The 20,216-nt window shown below is 73.4% G+C and carries 15 protein-coding genes and 1 pseudogene; 13 read left to right on the forward strand and 3 right to left on the reverse strand.

Features of this window, described 5'->3' with window-relative positions; translation table 11 throughout:
- The first annotated feature begins 90 nt into the window (after positions 1-90).
- The 9 genes from IE97_RS0115830 to IE97_RS42990 are packed head-to-tail and all read left to right on the forward strand — an operon-like array spanning position 91 to position 10,855.
- Positions 91-1,242, forward strand: a complete 1,152-nt coding sequence (locus tag IE97_RS0115830; RefSeq protein WP_030239173.1) for a glycosyltransferase family 4 protein — start codon at positions 91-93, stop codon at positions 1,240-1,242.
- Positions 1,242-2,024 (forward strand): class I SAM-dependent methyltransferase, encoded by a 783-nt coding sequence (locus IE97_RS0115835; RefSeq protein ID WP_051704999.1) that lies wholly within the window; start codon positions 1,242-1,244, stop codon positions 2,022-2,024. The genes IE97_RS0115830 and IE97_RS0115835 overlap by 1 nt, the downstream gene beginning before the upstream one ends.
- Entirely contained in the window at positions 2,021-6,148 is a 4,128-nt protein-coding gene (locus tag IE97_RS0115840; RefSeq protein ID WP_030239180.1) for an alpha-(1->3)-arabinofuranosyltransferase domain-containing protein, read from the forward strand. The genes IE97_RS0115835 and IE97_RS0115840 overlap by 4 nt, the downstream gene beginning before the upstream one ends.
- Positions 6,145-7,527 carry a condensation protein gene (locus IE97_RS0115845; protein ID WP_030239183.1) on the forward strand — a complete coding sequence of 461 codons (1,383 nt, stop codon included), beginning with the start codon at positions 6,145-6,147 and terminating at the stop codon, positions 7,525-7,527. Before IE97_RS0115840 ends, IE97_RS0115845 begins: the two co-directional genes overlap by 4 nt.
- Positions 7,524-8,303: a class I SAM-dependent methyltransferase gene (locus IE97_RS0115850; RefSeq protein ID WP_030239186.1), complete on the forward strand. Its 780-nt coding sequence runs from the start codon at positions 7,524-7,526 to the stop codon at positions 8,301-8,303. Before IE97_RS0115845 ends, IE97_RS0115850 begins: the two co-directional genes overlap by 4 nt.
- A gap of 15 nt (positions 8,304-8,318) precedes the next feature.
- Positions 8,319-9,224, forward strand: a complete 906-nt coding sequence (locus tag IE97_RS0115855; protein ID WP_037836073.1) for a hypothetical protein — start codon at positions 8,319-8,321, stop codon at positions 9,222-9,224.
- Positions 9,221-9,457, forward strand: a complete 237-nt coding sequence (locus tag IE97_RS0115860) for a Trm112 family protein (protein ID WP_030239200.1) — start codon at positions 9,221-9,223, stop codon at positions 9,455-9,457. The genes IE97_RS0115855 and IE97_RS0115860 overlap by 4 nt, the downstream gene beginning before the upstream one ends.
- The gene (locus IE97_RS0115865; protein ID WP_030239201.1) at positions 9,454-10,281 is read left to right on the forward strand and encodes an FkbM family methyltransferase; all 828 of its coding nucleotides are present in this window, start codon (positions 9,454-9,456) and stop codon (positions 10,279-10,281) included. The genes IE97_RS0115860 and IE97_RS0115865 overlap by 4 nt, the downstream gene beginning before the upstream one ends.
- A complete protein-coding gene (locus tag IE97_RS42990) occupies positions 10,256-10,855 on the forward strand; it encodes a hypothetical protein (RefSeq protein WP_420706099.1) in 600 nt (199 codons plus the stop codon). The genes IE97_RS0115865 and IE97_RS42990 overlap by 26 nt, the downstream gene beginning before the upstream one ends.
- Positions 10,856-10,876: 21 nt before the next feature.
- Here the strand turns inward: IE97_RS42990 and IE97_RS0115870 are convergent.
- Positions 10,877-12,226: pseudogene (locus tag IE97_RS0115870) on the reverse strand (MFS transporter); the annotation flags it as partial.
- A gap of 56 nt (positions 12,227-12,282) precedes the next feature.
- Positions 12,283-13,161, reverse strand: coding sequence for an ATP-grasp domain-containing protein (locus IE97_RS0115875; RefSeq protein ID WP_030239206.1), 879 nt, complete (start codon positions 13,159-13,161; stop codon positions 12,283-12,285).
- Between the two features lie 154 nt (positions 13,162-13,315).
- Between IE97_RS0115875 and IE97_RS0115880 the strand changes: the two genes are divergently transcribed.
- Positions 13,316-14,398 (forward strand): MerR family transcriptional regulator, encoded by a 1,083-nt coding sequence (locus tag IE97_RS0115880; RefSeq protein WP_030239211.1) that lies wholly within the window; start codon positions 13,316-13,318, stop codon positions 14,396-14,398.
- A 3-nt stretch (positions 14,399-14,401) separates the two neighbouring features.
- Here IE97_RS0115880 and IE97_RS0115885 read toward each other — a convergent pair whose 3' ends face one another.
- Complete coding sequence (locus tag IE97_RS0115885) at positions 14,402-15,109, reverse strand: FadR/GntR family transcriptional regulator (protein WP_030239214.1); 708 nt, start codon at positions 15,107-15,109, stop codon at positions 14,402-14,404.
- Positions 15,110-15,308: 199 nt separating this feature from the next.
- Between IE97_RS0115885 and IE97_RS0115890 the strand changes: the two genes are divergently transcribed.
- The 3 genes from IE97_RS0115890 (at position 15,309) to IE97_RS0115900 (ending at position 19,629) form a co-directional block, all read left to right on the forward strand.
- Entirely contained in the window at positions 15,309-16,760 is a 1,452-nt protein-coding gene (locus IE97_RS0115890) for an SLC13 family permease (RefSeq protein WP_030239218.1), read from the forward strand.
- Positions 16,761-16,841: 81 nt separating this feature from the next.
- Positions 16,842-18,296 (forward strand): acyl-CoA synthetase, encoded by a 1,455-nt coding sequence (locus tag IE97_RS0115895; RefSeq protein ID WP_030239222.1) that lies wholly within the window; start codon positions 16,842-16,844, stop codon positions 18,294-18,296.
- Positions 18,289-19,629 carry a carboxyl transferase domain-containing protein gene (locus IE97_RS0115900; protein ID WP_030239228.1) on the forward strand — a complete coding sequence of 447 codons (1,341 nt, stop codon included), beginning with the start codon at positions 18,289-18,291 and terminating at the stop codon, positions 19,627-19,629. The genes IE97_RS0115895 and IE97_RS0115900 overlap by 8 nt, the downstream gene beginning before the upstream one ends.
- The last annotated feature ends 587 nt before the right edge of the window (positions 19,630-20,216 follow it).

Raw genomic sequence — 20,216 nt, forward strand, 5'->3', positions numbered from 1 at the left:
GCTCAGGCCCCCCACAGGCCGACCCCCTGCATCGGTCCGCCCCCCACGTTCCCACGCTGAGTTCCGCACCCCGAACGAGTTGGAGCACCCATGCCCCAGCACGTACCGTCCCGGCTGCGCGCCGCGCCCCCCAGCGCGCCGCAGCACCGTCCGGCGCTCCCCCCACATCCGCGCCGGATCGTCTTCCTCGCCCATCGTGACCTGGACAACCCGTCCGCCGGCGGCTCCGAGCTGCTGGTCGACAAGCTCGCCGACGGCCTGACCCGCCTGGGCCACCAGGTGACCCTGCTGTGCGGGGGGCCCGCGTCGTTCCGCGACTACCGTGTCGTGTCGGCGGGCGGACCCTACGGCCACTACCTGCGCGCCCGGTCGGCCTTCGCCCGCCAGGTCGGCGACTGCGATCTGCTGGTCGAGGTGTGCAACGGCATGCCGTACCTGGCGCCCCTGTGGCACCAGGGGCCCACGCTGTGCCTGGTCAACCATGTCCACACGGACCTGTGGAAGATGCGCTTCGGCGGGCCGCTCGCGCCTGCGGCACGGATCGGCCGAAGACTCGAACACTGGGCGCTGACCGGGGCGCAGCAGCGGAACCTGCTGGTCGCCGTGTCAACCTCCACCGCCCACGCGCTGGGTGCGATCGGCGTGGCGCGGGACCGCATCCGGGTCGTGCACAACGGGGTCGAGGAGCCGGGGCCGAGAGCCGAGCGCTCGCCGGAACCGCTGTTCGTCGCCGTCGGCCGGCTCGTCGAGTACAAGCGGATCGATCTGCTGCTGCGACTGTGGGAGCGGGTGCGGCCGGTGACCGGCGGGCGGCTGCTGATCGTCGGGAACGGGCCGGAGAGGTCCCGGCTTGAGCAACTCGCCGGTCCCGGCGTGGAGTTCACCGGTTATGTCTCGGAAGCCGAGAAACATCGGCTGCTGTGCGCCGCCTGGTTGTTGCTGCATCCCTCCGCCGTGGAGGGGTGGGGGCTCGTCGTGACGGAGGCGGCGGCTCGGGAGACGCCGACGGTGGCTTTCGACGTCCCAGGGCTCACGGACTCCGTCGTGGACGGGGAGACGGGTGTTCTCGCCCGGGGTGAGTCCTCCTTCGCCGCGGCATGGTGTGCGCTGGCCCTGTCCGGTCAGCGGCGGGAGTTGATGGGGAAGGCTGCCCGGGAGCGGGCGGCACAGTTCCGGTGGGACCGGACCGTTCGGCAGTTCAGGGCTGTTGCCGCGGAGGCGGTGAGGGGCTGGGCCCCGTGATGCCACCCATGCGCCCACGCGACGGAGCCGCACATGTCACCGCCCCGCGCCCCTTCAGGAAAGATCCCTCGCTTCGAAGATCTCTTGCCCTGTTTCGTGCCTTCCTCCGTGAGCAGGACGATCCCGAGAGCTGCTACTCGCTGCTCGCCCGGGACGCCGTCGATCAGGTCGAGGCCTACGACGGGCCCGTCGCCGGGCGTACCGTCCTGGACGTCGGTGGGGGCAGCGGTTACTTCACCGAGGAGTTCCGGCGGCGAGGGGCGAACGCCTTCCTCTTCGAGCCCGACATGGCGGAACTCGGCGAGAAGCCCCCGGACTCGGCCGTGGTCGCCGACGGGTATCTGCTGCCGCTGAGGGACGGCGTCGCCGACGTCACCTTCTCCTCCAACGTGCTGGAGCACGTGGCCGACCCGGAGACGTTCCTCAGCGAGCTGGCCCGGGTGACACGGCCCGGCGGGCTGATCTACGTCTCGTTCACCAACTGGCTGTCGCCGTGGGGCGGGCACGAGTGGGCCCCGTGGCACTACTTCGGCGCCGAGCGGGCCCGGGCCCGTTACGCGCGGCGGACCGGCAGGCCCGCCAAGCACCGGCTCGGCGAGAACCTGTTCGCGGTGCACATCGGCTCCACCCTGCGGCAGGTGCGTGCCCGGGACGACGTCACGGTCGTCTCCGCGCGCTCCCGCTACTGGCCCTTCCTCGCGGAGACCGTCGTCAAGGCGCCCGGGATCCGCGAGTTCGCCACCTGGAACCTCCTCCTCATCATGCGGCGGTGCCCTTCATGACAACCACGGTCCAGGCTCCTCCACCGGCAGCCGTCCCCAGCACCGCGACCGCGGCGGACCCGCCCGAGGGCCCGAGGTCGCGGCGCTGGCTGCTGGGTTTCTGGGCCGTGGTCTTCGTGTTGTTCCTGGTGGTGCAACCGGGGCGGCAGACCTTCGACACCAAGCTGGGCGTCACCGTCGACCCGGGTCGGTTCCTCGCCGATCTGGGGCAGTTGTGGCACGACCGGGCCGGGTTCGGCGGCATCCAGGACCAGTACGTCGGCTATCTGTGGCCGATGCTGCCGTTCTACTGGCTGTGCGATCTCGTACGGCTGCCGGTGTGGCTGGCGGAGCGGCTGTGGCTGTCGGTCGTGGTGTCCGTCGCCTTCTGGGGGGCGTTGCGGCTGGCGGAGCGGCTGCGGGTGGGCAGTGGTGCCTCCCGGCTGCTGGGGGCCGTGGCGTACGCGCTGTGGCCGGTGTTCACGACCGTCATCGGGTCGACGTCGGCCGCGGCGCTGCCCGGCGCGTTCCTGCCGTGGGTGCTGCTGCCGCTGACGAACGAGAAGTACGCCGCCCGGGTCGCGGCCCTGCGGTCGGCGCTGCTCGTGCCGTTCATGGGCGGGGTGAACGCCTCGGCGACGCTGGCGTCCCTGCTGCCGGCCGGACTGTATCTGCTGTCCCGGCCGCCCGGGCCGCGGCAGCGCAAGCTGATCGCCTGGTGGACCCCTGCCGTGATCGTGGTGACGGCCTGGTGGTGGGTGCCGTTGCTGCTGCTCGGCGTCTACGGCGAGAACTTCCTGCCCTACATCGAGACTTCACAGACGACCACGGACACCATGTCGGCGTCCGAGGCGCTGCGCGGCGCCGGGAACTGGGTCGCCTATCTGCACTTCGGTGAGGCGTGGCTGCCCGCGGGATGGGCCGTGGCCTCGTCGGTCGTGGTGATCGTGTGCTCGGCGCTGGCCGCCGGGCTGGGGCTGGCGGGCCTCGCCCGGCGGGACATGCCCGAGCGGCGATGGCTCGTGCTGACCGTGCTGGTGACGGCGCTGGTGCTGCTCGCCGGGTACGGCGGGGCGTTCGGGGCGCCGTTCCACGGGGTCGTGCAGGACTGGCTGGACGGGTGGCTGTCGCCGTTCCGGAACATTTACAAGTTCCAGACCGGTCTGGCGCTGGCGCTCGTGCTGGGTCTCGCACATCTGGTGGGTGTGGCCGCCGAGACCCGCGGGGCCCGCCCGGTGCGCGGCCGGCGTCTCGCCCCGCTTCTCGCGGCGGTGCTGATCCTGCCGGGGCTGCTGTGGCCGTACCTCAACGGCTCGATCCTCAACCCCGGTTCCTTCCAGAAGCTCCCCGCCTACTGGCAGGCCACGGCCGACTGGCTGGAGAGGGAATCGCCCGACTCCCGCGCCCTGGTCGTCCCGGCCACCGCGCACGGTGTCTACACCTGGGGCTCGCCGATCGACCAGCCGCTGGACGTGCTCGCCGAGTCCCGCTGGGCGCAGCGCGACTACGTCCCGTTCGGCACGCCCGGGAACCGGCGCGCGATGGACGCGGTCGAGCAGGCGCTGCTGACGGGGTCCGAAGTCCCGGGCCTGGCCGACTACTTGAGCCGGGCGGGGCTGTACTACGTCGTCGTACGCAACGACCTCGACCCGGACCAGATCGGCTACGTGCCGACCGCGACCGTCAAGCGGACGCTCGAACAGTCCGGGTACCAGCGGGTGACGGGGCTCGGGCCGGTGATGACCGGCGGCAGGATCGCGCAGGACGCCCCTCTCCAGGTCGAGGGGCTCTACCCGCGGCAGCGGGCGGTGGAGATCTACCGGCCGGCCGGGCGGGACGTGCTGCGGCCCGGGCAGGCGGGGCTGATGCCGGTCTCCGACACGGCCGTGGTGTCCGGCGGCCCGGAGGCGCTGCTGCCGCTGGCGTCCCGGCTGCGCGGGCGGCCGGCCGTGCTGACCGGCGACAACCACCCCGGGCTCGGCACTCCCGCCGTGCAGGTGGTGGGCGACGGGATGCGGCGCGCAGACACCCGGTTCGGCCTGGTCAACGCGGGCACGTCGTACACGTACACGCGTGACGAGCGCAACGCGCCCGACGGCTCGCAGGACCCCGGTGAGAAGCCGCGGCAGATCCTGCCCCTCGAGGGAGCCGATCACCAGACGGTGGCGGAACTGCGCGGCGCCCGCTCGGTGACGGCGTCGTCGTACGGCAACTGGCTCTTCCACCTGCCGCAGTTCGACCCGGTGAACGCCTTCGACGGCAACCCGGACACGGCGTGGACGGAGGGCGCGCCGGACACGCCGGACGGGCAGTGGCTGCGCATCGGCTTCACCGGCCGCTACGACATGCCGTCCTCCTTCAAGGTCGCGCCGTTGCCGCAGGGGAGCGTGCGGGCGGCGGCCACGAAGGTGCGGGTGGAGACGGAGAAGGGCTCGAAGACGAGTTTCCTCCAGCCGAACGGCAAGACGCAGCGCGTCAAGGCACCCGAGGGCGCCACGCGGTGGATGAAGCTGACGATCGTGGACTCGGTGGAGCGCCGGGCCGGTCTCACCGGCGCGGGCTTCTCCGAGATCGACCTGCCTGACGTGCGGGTGACCCGGCTGCTGCGGCTCCCGGGGGACGCCGACGCGGCGACGTCGGCCGCCACGGTCGTCTCCCTGCACCGGGCGTCCGACCCGACGGGCCTCTCCCCGACCGGCACCGAGGCCGGGCTGCACCGCCGCTTCACGACACCGGCCGCCGGGACGTACGAGGTGAGGGCGAGCGCCGTGCCGGTGCCGGGCGAGGACCTCGACCGGCTGCTGTACGAGGTAGCGCCCGAGCAGCAGGCCAGGATCGTCGCGACCGCCGACTCCACGGCGGGCCTCGGCGCGGGGCTGTCGGCCCGCAACCTCACCGACGGCGACCTGACGACGGCCTGGATCGCGGGCGACCGGCCGGTGATCCACCTGAACTGGGAGGGCAAGCAGCCGGTCGGAGAACTGGTGCTGGCCCCCGCGGGCGGCCTGTCCACCCGCGCGTCCCAGGTGCACATCAGCTCCCCGGACGGGGCGACGATCGCGGGCGTCGACGAGAACGGCTGGGTCCGCTTCCCGCCGATCACCACGGACCGGCTCGACATCACGGTCACCGAGACCGCCCCGCTGACCCTGCACAACCCGGTCGCCGACGAGGACCTGCGGCTTCCGGTCGGCCTGACGGAGGCGTACGTCCCGTCCCTCGACCAGCACCGCACCCCGCAGCCGGACGGCACCCGGAAGTTCTCGCTGCCGTGCGGCAAGGGACCCGACGTGGCGCTGGACGGCGAGCTGTACCAGACGAGCGCGAAGGGAACCGTGCGGGATCTGACGGAGCGCCGCCCCGTCGACGTCACGCTCTGCCGGCAGGGCCGCGCCGAGACCGAGGTGGAGCTGCCCTCGGGCGAACACCGGCTGGAGGGCGGTGACGCGGGCCCGCTCACGCTGACGGACGTGACCCTGACCCGCGGGACGGTCCCGGAGGCCGCGGCGGCCGGGCGTGAACTGCGGGTCCGGGACTGGCTGGGCGACCGGCGCGAGGTGACGGTCGGCTCGGGCGCGGCCTCGTACCTGACGACGTACGAGAACTTCAACGACGGCTGGAAGGCCACCCTGAACGGCAAGGAGCTGGCCCCGCTGCGGCTGGACGGCTGGCAGCAGGGCTGGCGGATCCCCGCCGGGGCGGGCGGCACGGTCAAGCTGTCGTACGAACCGGCCACGACGTACGACGCCGGCCTGATCGGCAGCGGCGCCGGTATCGCCGTGCTGCTGGGGCTCGCCCTGTGGCGCCGCCGCGCCCCCAACCCCGACCCGCCCCAGCCGGCCCCGCCGCTGCCCGGCCTGTGGCTCGGCACGGTGGCGCTGACGCTGGTCGGCGTGGTCATCGCGGGCTGGTTCGCGCTGCTGGTCCCGGCGCTGGCGCTGCTGGCGGCCAGGCGGCACACGCTGCTCGTGCCGATCGCGTTCGTGGCCCTGGCGGCGGCGGGCATCGCTGCCGCGATCGGGGCCGGGGAGCCGGTGGGTGCGGGCGAGGGGGCGTTCGGTCGCCTGGCCCAACTGCTGGCGCTGATCGGCCTGTTCGCGGGCCTGGTGAGTCTGGGCGAACGGGGGAAGGACGAGCCCGCATGACGACACCGGTACGCATCCCGTTCCCGGTGGTGGACGAGGTCTCCCGCCACTGCCTCCAAGAGGAGGAACCGGAAACGGTCCACATCGAGGTCCATCTGCCCGGCCCTCTCGACGAGCAGCGCCTGCGCAAGGCGTTCACGGAGGCCCTGCACCGGCATCCGCGCATCCTGATGCGGGAGGCCCCAGGGCCGTGGTTCCGGCGCCGCTATGAGTGGGAGCTGACGAACGACCCGGACACGGAGGTGGTGACCTTCACACCACCGGGCCCGCGCGCCCTCCAGAACGCCAGAACCCGCGCCCTGGCAGAGGCACCGCCCCTGTCCCTGTCGCCGCCGATACGCCTGGAAGTAGTCGACTTAGCTGCGGGCAGTCGTGCCGCTGGGGCGGCACGGGTGGGCGATGGGGGTACCCCCTGCTCGAGCGAAGCCGAGAGCTTGGGGGAGGCACCCCGCTCCGCCGGGCTGCGAGTCGACCCGGCCCCAGAACAAGGGACAGCACTCGTCCTCACCATCAACCACACCGCCCTCGACGGCCCGGCCTGCCTCCGCGTCCTCGCCACCGCCGCGGAGTTGTACGGGGGCCGCGACAACGCCCCAGCCGCACCGCCCACCCGGGCAGCACAGACGCCCCACGAAACCCCCGACCTCCCGGCCAGCTGGTCACCCCCCGCCCGGGTGGCACCAGGCACACCGGACCCCTCCCCCGGCAACGGCATGCTCGTCGCCGACCTCCCCCTCCCCCACCGCCCCAAGGGCTCCCCCTACACCGTCAACGACCAGCTCATGGTCACCACGGCCCTGACCATCGCCCACTGGAACAGGGAGCACGGCGTCCGGCCCCGCCCCCTCCGCATCACCATGCCCGTCGACGACCGCCCCCGCGACACCACGATGCCCATCGGCAACGGCACCCGCCTCGTCGAAGTGCCCTTCCTGCCAGCGGAGTTGGACGTCTCCGACATGCCCGCCCTCCTCCGCCGCACCGCGGAGCGAACCCGCGCCCTGAAGTCCCTGCCCCGCCCCCAGCTCGGCCACGGCGCCACCCTCCTCACCGCCCCCTGGGCCCCCGTCGCCGCCCGCGCCGCCCTCACCCGCGCCCTGCGCAGAGCCGCCGCACCCTGGACGTCGACGACCCTGCTCAGCAACATCGGCCGGATCCCGTACCCCCTGGACTTCGGCGAGGAGGCGGGCCGCGCGCACGCGGTCTGGTTCTCGGCGCCGGCCCGGATGCCACGCGGCCTCACCGTCACCACCGCGTCCACGGCCGGCCGCCTCCACCTGGCCCTGCGCTGGTCCCGGACCCTGCTCAGCCACGGCGACGGCGCCCACCTCCGCGACCTCTTCGAGCACTACCTCCACACCACGGAGGTGACCCCGTGACACCCACGACCTCCACGACCTCCACGACCTCCACCACCGCGCCCCTGCCCCGCGACCTGCGCGACTTCTACGAGAACCCCGCCGTGCCCGTCGCCTCGGGCACCTCACGCAGCGTCCGCCAGGCCCGCATGCTGGCCCGGGCCCTCGGCCCGGCCACCGGCGGCACAGGCGGCACCGGCGGCCGCACCGTCCTCGACATCGGCTGCGGCGACGGCACCGCCGCAGCCACCGCCGCCCCCTTCCTCCCCGGCCATCGCGTCATCGGCGTCGACTGGTCCCAGGACGCCCTCAGACGCGCCCGCACCCGCATCCCGTACGCGGTGCGCGGCGAACTCACCGGCGGCGGACTGCCGTTCGCCTCCGAGTCGGCGGACGCGGTGCTGTTCAGCGAGGTGATCGAGCATCTCGTCGATCCGGACGCCGCGCTGGACGAGATCCGCAGGATCCTGCGACCCGGCGGGCACCTGATGCTGTCCACGCCGAACCTGGCCGCCTGGTACAACCGCGCCCTGCTGCTGGCCGGCGTGCAGCCGGTGTTCTCGGAGGTCAGTCTGCGCGGCGTCCACGGCCGCCCGGGCAAGGAGGTCGTGGGACACCTGCGCCTCTACACCCCCCGCGCGCTCAAGGAGTTCGTCACCGCGTCCGGGTTCACCGTCGTACGGCTCGAAGGTGCTCCCTTCCACGGCGTACCGCGTCCGCTGCGCCCCCTGGACCGGCTGGCCTGTGCCCGGCCGCAGCTCGCGTCGATCCTGCTGCTGCACGCCAGGAGGACGTAGCCGATGTGGTGGGGAGTGGCCGCGGCCCTGCTGGCGAACACCCTGTACAGCCTCGGCTTCGTGCTGGAGAAACGGGCGCTCACCTCCCTGCCCGAGGTGACGATCCGGCAGCCGGCCCGGCTGCTGCGCCTCGTCCTCGGCAGCCCCCTGTGGATCGGCGGCTCCCTCGCCCTCGCCGCCGGTTTCGGAGCGCAGCTCGTCGTCTACCGCACCCTGCCGATCGCCGCCGCGCAGGGCATCTTCGTCTCCGGTCTGGTGCTGCTCGTGCTGCTGTCGGCCCGGCTGCTCGGGGAGGAGACGTCCGGCCGGGAGAGGTACGCGCTGGGCGCGATCCTGCTGGCGCTGCTGATGGTGGTGCTGTCGCTGCGCGAGGGCGCGGACAGCGTCAGCCAGGAGGCCCCCTACCCGTTGATCCTGCTGGTGTGCGTGCCGTCGCTGGCGGCCGGGGTGTGGCTCTACGGCTCCGCCGAGCGGCGCGCCCGCAACCGGCACCGGCGGCCCACGACCGGCGTCGAGTACGGCGTGGCCGTGGGCCTGCTGTACGGCGTCAGCTCGCTGGCCATCAAGGGCGTGTCGAGCCACCTGACGACCAGCGGGATCGGCGGCGCGGTGCTGGACCTGCTGAGCTCCCCGTATCCGTATCTGCTGCTGTTCACCGGTGTGTTCGGCCTGGTGATGTCACAGGCGGCGCTGCAGCGCTGCCGCGCCTCGCTGATCGTGCCGGTGTGCACGACCGTGACCTCTGTGTTCACGGCGGTGCTCGGCACGCTGTCGTTCGGCGAGGCCCTGCCGGACGACCCGCTGCGGATCGCGCTGCGGGTGGCGGGCACGGCCCTGGCGGTCGCCGTGCTGCTGACCATGCCGAAGCACGACTCCTCCCCAGAAACCCCCACCACAGCCAAGGAGTTGGCCTCACCGTGAAGCCTGACGACCCGCTGCTGAAGATACTTGCCTGTCCCCTCGACAAGGGCCCGCTGCATCTGCTGCCCGAGGAGGCCGGGCAGGGGGAGGCCCGGCAGGAGGAGGCGCTGTACAACCCGCGCCTGCGACGCCGCTATCCGATCCTCGACGGGATCCCGCAGTTGCTGCCGTCGTCGGGCGAGCAGGTGCCGGACGACGAGCACGAGGAACTCCTCAAGAGGATGGCGCCGTGACCAGCCTGGCCGCCCGTCTCGCTCCGCTCCTGCCCCCGCGCCTGGTGGGCGCGACGGCCCGGGCGCTGTATCCCCGGTTCGAACCGGAGCTGGCCCGGCTCGCCGAGCTGTGCCCGCCCGGCTGCGGTACGGCGGTCGACGTCGGCGGCTGGTACGGGCCCTGGACGCACCGGCTGTCCGGCCTCGCCGAGCACGTCGTGACGGTCGAACCGGTGCCTCGCCTGGCCCGCCTGCTGGCCGCCGCGGCCCCGCCGAACGTCCGGGTGGTCCGTGCCGCCGCCTCGGACCGGCCCGGTATCGCCCGGCTGTGGCTGCCGTCGGACGACGAGGGTGACCGGGGTGTGTCGTCACTGGTCCGCCGGGACATCCACGGCCGGGCGCTGGACGTTCCCTGTGTCACGCTGGACGAGCTGGGGCTGCGCGACGTCGGCTTCGTCAAGATCGACGTGGACGGCAACGAGCCGGCGGTCCTGCGCGGCGCGACGGGCCTGCTGGCCCGGGACCGGCCGGCCCTGTTCGTGGAACTGGAGTCCCGCATCCAGCCGATCGCGCCGGTGGTGACGTACCTGTCCCTGCTGGGCTACGACGGCTGGGTGCTGCCCGGTGACACCTGGGTGCCGCTGGCGAAGTTCCCGCTGGAGGACCACCAGGCCGGCGCCGCCCACGTCGTCTCCCACGGCCTGCTGCGTCGTGTGCTGCCGTCCCGTCTGCTGAGGGGCCCGCGCTACGTCAACTCCGTTCTCTTCCTGCCGGACGGCCGCCGCCCGGGCACCGCCCCGGTGGGCGACGATGGGTCCCATGCCCTCCGGAAAGCGCCCCGCTAGCCCCTTCACCCCGCTCGACTTCCAGCTGGTGCTGCTGCGCCGCATGGCCGACCACAACCCCGGCCTGGTGGAGGACGCCCGCCACGAGCTGGGAGTGTCGATCGCCGACATGCGCGAGGCGAACAGGCGCTGGCAGGCGATGGTCCGCTCCCCGCGTTCCCGTGCCGCGCTGTCCCGGTACCGCTCGGTGCTGGGCGATCCCGAGTCCCGTACGCCCCGCCGCATCGGCGACCTCGACTGTGAGGCCTGGCTCTGGCCCGTGCCGCTCTGGCCCGATCTGCGTTTCGAGGTCCTGACCGCCCCGAACGGCGCCGTGTGGAACGAGTGGCTGGTCCGCGCCCCGGGCGCGAAGGGCCCCGAGCCGCGCGTACTCGACGATCTCACCCCCTGGTCCTGCACGGTCGACGAGGTCGCCCGCGCCTTCGCCCCGGCCCGCCCCCTGGAGGGCACCGCACCGACCCGGTGGGGGCTGGCGTTCACCGCGCCGGACGGGGAGGGCGTGCGGTGGGAGGTCGTCGCGGAGTTCACCTGGGGCCTGTTGCAGCGGGTGGCCGTCACCGGCCGTCAGGGCTGAGGGCCCGGTCACGGACTCGCGGGTCTTCGCGGGCACGCACCGCCACGCGAGACCCGCGGCGGCCAGGTAGGCGAGCGCTCCGATCAGCATGCTGGTGCGGATGCCGGTGCTGTAGTCGGCGGCCGAGGCGAGGAGGCTGCCGCCGAGGGCGACACCGGTGGCGCTGCCGATCTGCCGGGCGGTGTTGAACAGGGCGGAGGCGGCTCCCCAGTACGCGGCGGGCGCGGCACCCATCACCGTGGCGGTGGAGCCGGTGAGGGCGAAGGACGTCCCGAACCCGGCGGCCATCATGGGGGCCACCAGCAGGGCGTACGCCGGGTCGGCGCCCGCGGCCGCCCAGCCGGCCAGCCCGAGGGCGGCCAGGAGCATGCCGGTGACCACCAGCGGCCGGTCGCCGGTGCGGCGGGTGAGCCGCCCGGACAGGACGGAGGCGAACATGGTCATGGCCACCGCCGGGAACAGGGCGAGACCGGTGCCGAGGGCGCTGTAGCCGCGCTGGTGCTGGAACTCCAGGCTGGCGGTGAACACCATGCCGTAGAAGCCGAAGTTGAACAGCAGGCCGATGGCGGACCCGCCGCTCATGGCGCGCGAGCGCAGCAGGCTCACCGGGAGGGCGGGAGAGCGGGCCAGCCGCTCGCGCAGCGCGAAGGCCGCGGCGGCCAGGACGGCCAGACCCGCCCCGGCGAGCACGGCCGGGTCGGTCCAGCCGCGCCGTCCGGCCTCGTTGAGCGACGCGGTCAGCAGCGCCACCGCCGCGACGACCGCGACCTGCGCGGGCCAGTCCAGGGCCCGGTCGGCGCGCCGGGGCGAGCGGGCCACGTGCCGCAGTGTCAGGGCGAGGCAGAGGGCGCCGACGGGCAGGTTGATGAGGAACACCCAGCGCCAGCCCACCGTGGAGACGAGCAGCCCGCCCAGCAGCGGCCCGGCGGAGGCCGCGATGCCCGCCATGGAGCCCCACAGTCCGAAGGCCCGCGCCCGTGCGGCAGTCTCCGGGTAGGCCTGCTGGAGCAGCGCCAGGCAGCCGGGCACGATGAGCGCCGCGCCGAGCCCCTCCACGAGCCGGGCCACGACCAGGAAGGGCGCGCCGGGCGCGAGCGCGCACGCCGCCGAGGACAGGGTGAACACCACCACGCCCGCGCAGAACACCCGGCGGTTGCCGAGCCGGTCGCCGAGCGCGCCGCCGGTCAGCAGGAACCCGGCGAAGACCAGGGTGTACCCGTCGGTGATCCACTGGATGCCGGTGAGCGAGGCCGACAGCTCCCTCCCGATCACCGGCACGGCGACGTTGATGACCGTGACGTCCAGGATCACCATGAAATACCCGGCGCACACCGCGAGCAGCGGTGCCCAGGTCCGTCGCTCGGAGGGCATGGGGGTACCACTACACCAAAAGCCTCACCAGAGGGCGTATGCCCCGCACACGGTGCTCAGCCGGCGGCGTCCAGCACCGCCTCCACCACCCTCGGCACGGAGGCCGGGTGCAGCCACAGGAACAGGTTCGGCTCGATCAGCTCCAGCTCCATCACGCACGGCTCGCCGTCCTCCCCGGTGACCAGGTCCACACGGGCGTACAGCAGCTCCGGCCGCCCCGGTACGGCGGCCAGGGCCCGCTCGGCGACGGACAGTTCGGCTGCGGTCGGCTCCCAGGGGCGGATGTCCGGGTGGGCGACCTTGTCGGCGTCGTACGGTGTGCCCGGCGCGAGGACGGCGCCCTTGACGCCCGCGTGCAGCAGGCGCCCGCCGAAGAACTGCAGGGCCCGCTCACCGTGCGTGTCGATGCCGGTCAGATAGGGCTGCACCATCACGGTGAACCCCTCGGCGTGCATCCGCTCCACCTGACGCAGGGCGGAATCCCGCTCCCCGGCCGGGTAGCGGGCGGCGTACCGGGCGCCCGCGCCGGAGGCGGGCTTCACGACGTACTCGCGGTCGGCCGGCAGGTCCACCGGCTCGCCCGGCGCGAAGTAGCGGGTGGGCACGGCGGGCACCCCGGCGTCCGCGAGCCGCCCGAGGTACCTCTTGTCCGCGTTCCACCGCACGACGTCCACCGGGTTGGCCAGCCGGGTCACCTTCCCGCACCGCTCGGCCCACGCCGTGAACTCCTCGGCCCGCCAGCTGTAGTCCCAGGTGGACCGTATGAGGGCGAGGTCGAAGGCGGCCCAGTCGACGGAGGGGTCGTCCCAGTGGACCACTGCGGCCTCGGCCCCGGCCTCCCGCAGGGCGTCCACCAGCACCGGCAGGTCCCGGTCCCTGCTCTCCTCGCCACCGGGGTCATAGGTGACGAGCGCGATACGCGGAGTGCCGGCCACGGCGACTCCCTTCTCGGCCTGCGATCGGTTCCGGCGCAGGCTAGCAATCCGTCCCGGAACCGCGACACCCTGTTTGACCTTCACCTTCGGTGAAGCCCCAGCATCGATGGCGGAACCAGGAAGCGCGAGAACCGCGCGGAACGCAGGGGGGCACATGGGCATGCTGACGATCGGCGCGTTCGCCAGGGCGTGCCGGCTCTCGCCGAAGGCGCTGCGCCTGTACGACGAGCTGGATCTGCTGCGGCCTGCCCGGGTGGACCCGGACACCGGCTACCGGTACTACGCGGCCGAACAGCTGGAGCAAGCCCGGCTGGTGGCGTGGCTGCGCCGGCTGGGCATGCCGCTGGCCGAGATACGCCAGGTGTGCCGCGTGCACGACAGCGACTCCACGGCCGCCGCCCGGGAGATCCGCGCCTATTGGGCGCGGGTCGAGGCGGAGACGGCGGTACGGCGGGACCTCGCCGCTTTCCTGGTCGATCACCTGACGGCGGACTCCTCGGAGTCCGGAAGGGACACCATGATGCTGGAACTGCGTTACTCCGCCCACTCGGACACCGGCCGCGTGCGCCCGGCCAACCAGGACACGGCGTACGCGGGTACGCGCCTGCTGGCCGTGGCCGACGGGTTCGGACCGGCGGGCGCGCCCGCGAGCAGCGCCGCCGTGGAGGCACTGCGCTTCCTGGACACGGACGAGATCCCGGCCGGCGGGATCCTCAACGTCCTGGAGGACGCGGTGCGGTGCGCGGCCCAGGCCGTCCGGGACGTGGCCGACGGCAACGACGACATCGGCACGACGCTGACCGCCCTGCTGTGGACCGGATCGCGGCTGGCCCTGGTGCACATCGGCGACTCCCGCGCCTACCTGCTGCGCGACGGTGAGCTGTTCCGCATCACCCACGACCACACGATGGTCCAGTCGATGGTCGACGAGGGGCGGCTGACCGCCGAGGAGGCCGGGTCCCACCCGCAGCGCGCCCTGCTGCTGAAGGCCCTGACTGGCGGGAACGCCGACACGCTCCCCGACCTCCGCCTGCACGACGCCCACCCCGGCGACCGCTATCTGCTGTGCTCCGACGGTCTGTCGGCGGTCGTCCCCGAGGAGCGGATCCGGGACCTCCTCGCGTCCTGTCCCGCCCCGCAGACGACGGTCGAGTCCCTGGTCGCCGCGGCGAACGACGCCGGTGGTCCCGACAACGTCAGCTGTGTGGTCGCGGACCTGCTGGCAGCGGCGGCCTGACCGCTACCGCTCCTCCCCCGGCTCCCAGTCCAGCAGCCGCACCTTGGCCACCGTACGGACGTGACGCCGCATGGCCGCCGCCGCCCGCCGTGGGTCCTGGTCGGCGATCGCGTCCAGGATGGCCTGGTGCTGGGACAGGGAGCGGGTGGGGCGGCCGGGCTGGCGGAGGGACTCGGTGCGGCTCTCGGCGATCTGCTCGGCGATGGAGCGCATGAACTCGGCGAGCAGACCGCTGTGGGCCGCCGCCGTCACGGCCGCGTGGAACAGCCGGTCGCCCTCGACGCCGTGACCGCCCGCCTCGATCTCCTCCACCATGTGCGCGAGCGCCGACCGCATGGCGACCAGGTCGTCCTCCGTGCGCCGCTCGGCGGCCAGTTCGGCGAGCTTCGTCTCCAGCGCCTCCCGCGCCTCCAGGACGTCGGGCAGGCGCCGGCGGCGTTCGACCATCCGCTCGACGGGTTCGGTGTCGAGACTGTCCCGCACGAGGTACGTGCCACCGCCGTGCCGTGCCTCCACCAGGCCCTGGACCTCCAGCACCACGATCGCCTGCTTCACCGAGGCCCGGCTCACCCCGAGCCGCTGGGCCAGGTCCCGCTCGGGCGGCAGCCGGTCGCCGGCGCGCAGGCCGCCCTCGGCGACGTACTGGCGCAGCCGCTCCAGCACCTGTTCGTAGAGGCGCTGTTTCGTCATGGGGCGCAGGGCGTCGGTCACGGGGTCCCCCTCTCGCCGGGAGGGTAACACCGGCGCCCTCCAATGGCCGAGTGGCTGAACCAATTCTTGCCCGACCCCTTGACGGGCGATCGGGCCGCGCCCACGCTGTTCGACCAACGCACCTCAAGTGGCTCAGCCACTCGTCCACTGCCGGCGAGGTGCTCCCTGTCAGCTCCGGGGCCCAACGACGGGAGCCCGTATGTCCCCCGAACTCATATCGATCCTCGTCCTCGTCGTGGTGTTCGTCATCGCCACCACCCGTTCCGTCAACATGGGCGCACTCGCCTTCGCCGCCGCCTTCGCGGTCGGCGGGCTCGTCGCCGGTCTCGACGCGGACGGCATCTTCGCCGGTTTCCCCGGCGACCTGTTCGTCGTCCTGGTCGGCGTCACGTACCTCTTCGCCATCGCCCGCGCCAACGGCACCACCGACTGGCTGGTGCACGCGTCCGTGCGGCTCGTGCGGGGGCGGGTGGCGCTCATCCCCTGGGTGATGTTCGCGCTGACCGGCGCGCTCACGGCGATCGGCGCGGTCAGTCCGGCCGCGGTGGCGATCGTGGCGCCGATCGCGCTCAGCTTCGCCACGCGTTACGGGATCAGTCCCCTGCTGATGGGCGCGATGGTCGTCCACGGCGCCCAGGCGGGCGGCTTCTCCCCGATCAGCATCTACGGCTCCATCGTCAACGGCATCGTGGAACGCGAGAAGCTGCCGGGCAACGAGGTGGTCCTGTTCCTGGCGTCCCTGGCGGCGAACCTCGTGATCGCGGGGGTGGTGTTCGTGCTGTGCGGGGGGCTGAAACTGGGGACCGCCCCAGCTGCGCCCACGGGCCCAGCCGCCGGCACAGACCCAGCCGCCGGCACAGGCCCAGCCGCGGGCACAGGCTCAGCTGCCGGCACAGACCCAGCTGCGGGCAGTCGTGCCGCTGGGGCGATGGGGGTCCCCCCTGCTCGAGCGAAGCCGAGAGCTTGGGGGAGGGTGGGCGCAGCGGCACCTCGCACCGCCGAGTTGCGGTCCCACCCCACAGCGCCCGCCACGCCCGGCACCGAGACCTTCACCCTCACCCCATCCCGCACAGCCACCCTCACCTCCCTCATAGCCCTGGTCATCGCAGTCCTGGTCTTCGACCTCGACGCCGGCCTCACCGCCATCACCCTCGCCGTCATACTCAGCACCGCCTGGCCGGAGGACAGCCGCAAGGCAACAGGCCAGATCGCCTGGCCAACGGTTCTCCTCATCTGCGGCGTCCTCACCTACGTAGGCGTCCTGGACGAAATGGGCACGATCACCTGGGCCGGCGAGGGCGTCGGCAGCATCGGCATCCCCCTGCTCGCAGCCGTCCTGCTCTGCTACATCGGCGCCCTGGTCTCCGCGTTCGCCTCCTCCGTCGGAATCATGGGCGCCCTCATCCCCCTGGCCGTCCCGTTCCTGGAACAGGGCGAGATCGGCGCCATCGGCATGGTGGCCGCGCTCGCCGTCTCGGCGACGGTCGTCGACGTCAGCCCGTTCTCGACCAACGGCGCACTCGTCCTCGCCGCCGCCCCGGACGTCGACCGCGAGCGTTTCTTCCGGCAGCTGATGGTGTACGGAGGAATCGTGGTCGCGGTCGTCCCCGCGGCGGCGTGGCTGGTGATGGTCGTCCCCGGCTGGGGATAGCCGGCCGATGACCCGATGTCCCACGGACAGCCAGACAGCTCAGGCAGACAGCTCAGCCAGACAGCTAAGGAGATGTGACGCGTGACCCCTCTCTTCCCGGCCCTGACCGACGCCCCCGCCGACCGGCCGGCCGTACGGTTCGGCGAGCGCTCGCTGACCTACGGAGAGCTCGCCGCGGCGGCCGGTGCGACAGCCGGACGCATCCGGGATGCCCGGCGGGTCGCCGTCTGGGCGACGCCCACCATGGAGACGGCCGTCGCCGTCGTCGCCGCGCTGCTGGCCGGCGTGCCCGCCGTGCCGCTCAATCCGAAGTCGGGCGAGAAGGAGCTCGGGCACATCCTGTCCGACAGCGCGCCCGGCCTGGTGCTCACCGCCCCGGACGACCAGCTCCCCGCCCCCGTACGGGATCTGCCCCGCCTCGACGTCGACGTGCACGGCACCGGCCCCGCCCCGGCCGACGCCGCCGACGCCGCCGACGAGTCCGCCCCGGCCCTGATCGTCTACACCTCCGGCACCACCGGCCCGCCCAAGGGCGCCGTCATCCCGCGCCGGGCGATCGCCTCGACCCTGGACGCGCTGGCCGACGCCTGGCAGTGGACCGGCGACGACGTCCTCGTGCACGGACTGCCGCTGTTCCACGTGCACGGCCTGGTCCTGGGCACCCTCGGCCCGCTGCGGCGCGGCGGATCGCTGCGGCACCTGGGCCGTTTCACCACCCAGGGCGTCGCCCGCGAGCTGAACTCCGGCGCGACCATGCTGTTCGGCGTGCCGACGATGTACCACCGCATCGCGGAGGCGGTGACCGGCGACCCCGAGCTGGTCAAGGCGCTGACCGGGGCACGGCTGCTGGTGTCCGGTTCCGCCGCGCTGCCCGTGCACGACCACGGCCGGATCGCGACCGCGACCGGGCGACGCGTGATCGAGCGCTACGGCATGACCGAGACGCTGATGAACACCAGCGTCCGCGCCGACGGCGAGGCCCGCCCGGGCACGGTCGGCGTGCCGCTGCCGGGTGTGGAGCTGCGGCTGGTCGAGGACGACGGCTCGGAGGTCACCGCGTACGACGGGGAGACGGTCGGCGAGATCCAGGTGCGCGGCCCGAACCTGTTCACCGAGTACCTCAACCGGCCCGACGCCACCACCGCCGCCTTCACCGCCGACGGCTGGTTCCGCACCGGCGACATGGCGGTGCGCGACCTCGACGGCTACGTCCGGATCGTCGGCCGCAAGGCCACCGATCTGATCAAGAGCGGCGGATACAAGATCGGGGCGGGTGAGATCGAGAACGCGCTGCTGGAGCACCCGGGCGTGCGGGAGGCCGCCGTCACCGGGGAGCCGGACGCCGACCTGGGCGAGCGGATCGTGGCGTGGATCGTCCCGGCGGACCCCGGGTCGCCGCCCGCCCTGGAGGAGTTGGCCGACCACGTGGCCCAGCGGCTCGCCCCGCACAAGCGCCCGCGGGTCGTCCACCACCTGGACGCGCTGCCCCGCAACGACATGGGGAAGATCATGAAGCGGGCACTGGCCCATGGCTGAGCGTCTCTCCGCCCGCGAGGTCGTCGCCGCCGTCACGGACGAATCGACCTTCGCCGAACTCCCCGCGGTGCTACGGGACGCCGGCCCGGACGGCCCGCTCTCCTGGCCGGGCTACGACGCCTCGCTGGCTCGTGCCGCCGAACGCACCGGCGAGCAGGAGTCCGTCGTGTGCGGCACCGCCCGCGTCGGCGGCGTCCGGGCCGTGCTGATCGCGTTCGAGTTCGGCTTCCTCGGCGGCTCCCTCGGCCGGCGAACCGGCGACCGGCTGGAGGCGGCGTACACGTACGCCCGTGAGCACCACCTCCCCGTCGTGCCGCTGGTCGCCACCGGTGGCAGCCGGATGCAGGAGGGCATGCTCGCGCTGGCCCAGCTCCAGCGGGTGGCCCGCCAGTCGGCGCTGACCCGTCAGGCCGGTCTGGCCCAGGTCGCCGTCCTGCGCGACCCGACCACCGGGGGCGGCTGGGCCACGCTGGGCGCGGGTGCCGACGTGGTGCTCGCGCTGCCCGGCGCCCAGGTCGGCTTCGCCGGCTCGCGGGTGCGGCCGGCGGACGCTGACCCGGCCGCGTACACGGCGGAGGCACAGGTCGCGGCGGGGGCGGCGGACGCGGTCGTACGGCCCGAGGAACTGCGCGAGACGCTGGGGCGGTGGCTGCGGCTGCTGACGTGCCCGTCCACCACGCCCGCACCGCCGCCGGAACCGCTCGGCGACACCGCGGTGCTGCCCGCCACCGGCTGGGACGCCGTCCGGCGGGCCCGCTCGCCCCGGCGCCTACGCGCCGCCGCCTATCTGGACACCTATTTCACCCACCGGGTCCCGGTCAGCGGCGACCGCTGCGGCGGCACGGACCCGGACGGCATGCTGTGCGGGTTCGGCGAGCACGGGGGCCGTACGGTCGCGTACGCGGCGCAGACCGGGGCCGCGACCCGCCCGGCCGGCTACCGGACCGCCGCCCGGCTGATCCGCCTCGCGGACCGGCTGGGCATCCCGGTGCTGACCCTCGTGGACACCCCGGGCGCCGCCAATGACGCGGAAGCCGAGCGGCAGGGCGCGGGCGCGGCGATCGCCGACCTGTTCGGGGCGGTGGCGTCCGCCCGTACGCCGGTGACGACGCTGGTGATCGGCGAGGGCGGCTCGGGCGGCGCGCTGGCCCTGGCCGCGCCCGGCAACACGTGGGCCACGCCGGACAGTTACTTCTCGGTGATAGCGCCGGAACTGGCGGCGGCCATCCTCAAGCGACCGCCGCGGGAGGTCGAGGCGACGGCGGACCAGCTCCGCATCCGGCCGCAGGACTTGGTGGAGCTGGGGGTGATCCGGGGGATCGCCGGGCGGTGATCCCCCGTGGTGTGCCACAGCTCGCGACGAGGCCCACCCCGCCGCGCTCCGGTCACCTTCCCGGAGCCGGTGGGAACTGGGACAGCATCTGCCGCCACACCTCGCCGACGACCACCAGGTCGCCCCATGAACCGTCCGCGAAGTGGAAGCGAAGAGTGGCGCTGTGGGGCGGGCCCCCGGCCCACTCGAGATGCTCGACGCCGAGGACCTGGTCCCTCGGCAGGGTCCAGCCGGTCTCGGACCCCGACTCGCCGATGTAACGACGTGAAGTCCCGTACGGCCCGACACCAGGAAGCGCCGTACGGATGTGTGGTGAGCCGCGAGCAGCGAGCCGGCGGTGCTCCCCCACCCTCCGTGCAGTGCACGCTTCGCACGACGGAAAGAGACTTTGTCCAGGAGCCAGTCGAAGAGGTTTCCGATGGGGTCGGTCACGTAGTGGACGGGGGCGAGGACGAGCCAGAACAACCAGTGCAGGACGCCCTTCTTCGGTTGCCGGGCCACCACGGGGTGCGGCCGCCTGCGACGCGGCGGTGCCTTCGCGCGCCCCGTGCCCCGGCTCGGTCCGAACACCACCGGCTGGTCCACGT

The sequence above is a fragment of the Streptomyces sp. NRRL S-455 genome, assembly GCF_000717875.1.
Classification (GTDB): domain Bacteria; phylum Actinomycetota; class Actinomycetes; order Streptomycetales; family Streptomycetaceae; genus Streptomyces.

Coding starts and splice junctions, on each gene's coding strand:
- IE97_RS0115840 (WP_030239180.1), top strand. CDS start 2,021: ATGACAACCACGGTCCAGGCTCCTCCACCGGCAGCCGTCCCCAGCACC.
- IE97_RS0115890 (WP_030239218.1), top strand. CDS start 15,309: ATGTCCCCCGAACTCATATCGATCCTCGTCCTCGTCGTGGTGTTCGTC.
- IE97_RS0115900 (WP_030239228.1), top strand. CDS start 18,289: ATGGCTGAGCGTCTCTCCGCCCGCGAGGTCGTCGCCGCCGTCACGGAC.
- IE97_RS0115830 (WP_030239173.1), top strand. CDS start 91: ATGCCCCAGCACGTACCGTCCCGGCTGCGCGCCGCGCCCCCCAGCGCG.
- IE97_RS0115880 (WP_030239211.1), top strand. CDS start 13,316: ATGGGCATGCTGACGATCGGCGCGTTCGCCAGGGCGTGCCGGCTCTCG.
- IE97_RS42990 (WP_420706099.1), top strand. CDS start 10,256: ATGCCCTCCGGAAAGCGCCCCGCTAGCCCCTTCACCCCGCTCGACTTC.
- IE97_RS0115845 (WP_030239183.1), top strand. CDS start 6,145: ATGACGACACCGGTACGCATCCCGTTCCCGGTGGTGGACGAGGTCTCC.
- IE97_RS0115835 (WP_051704999.1), top strand. CDS start 1,242: ATGCCACCCATGCGCCCACGCGACGGAGCCGCACATGTCACCGCCCCG.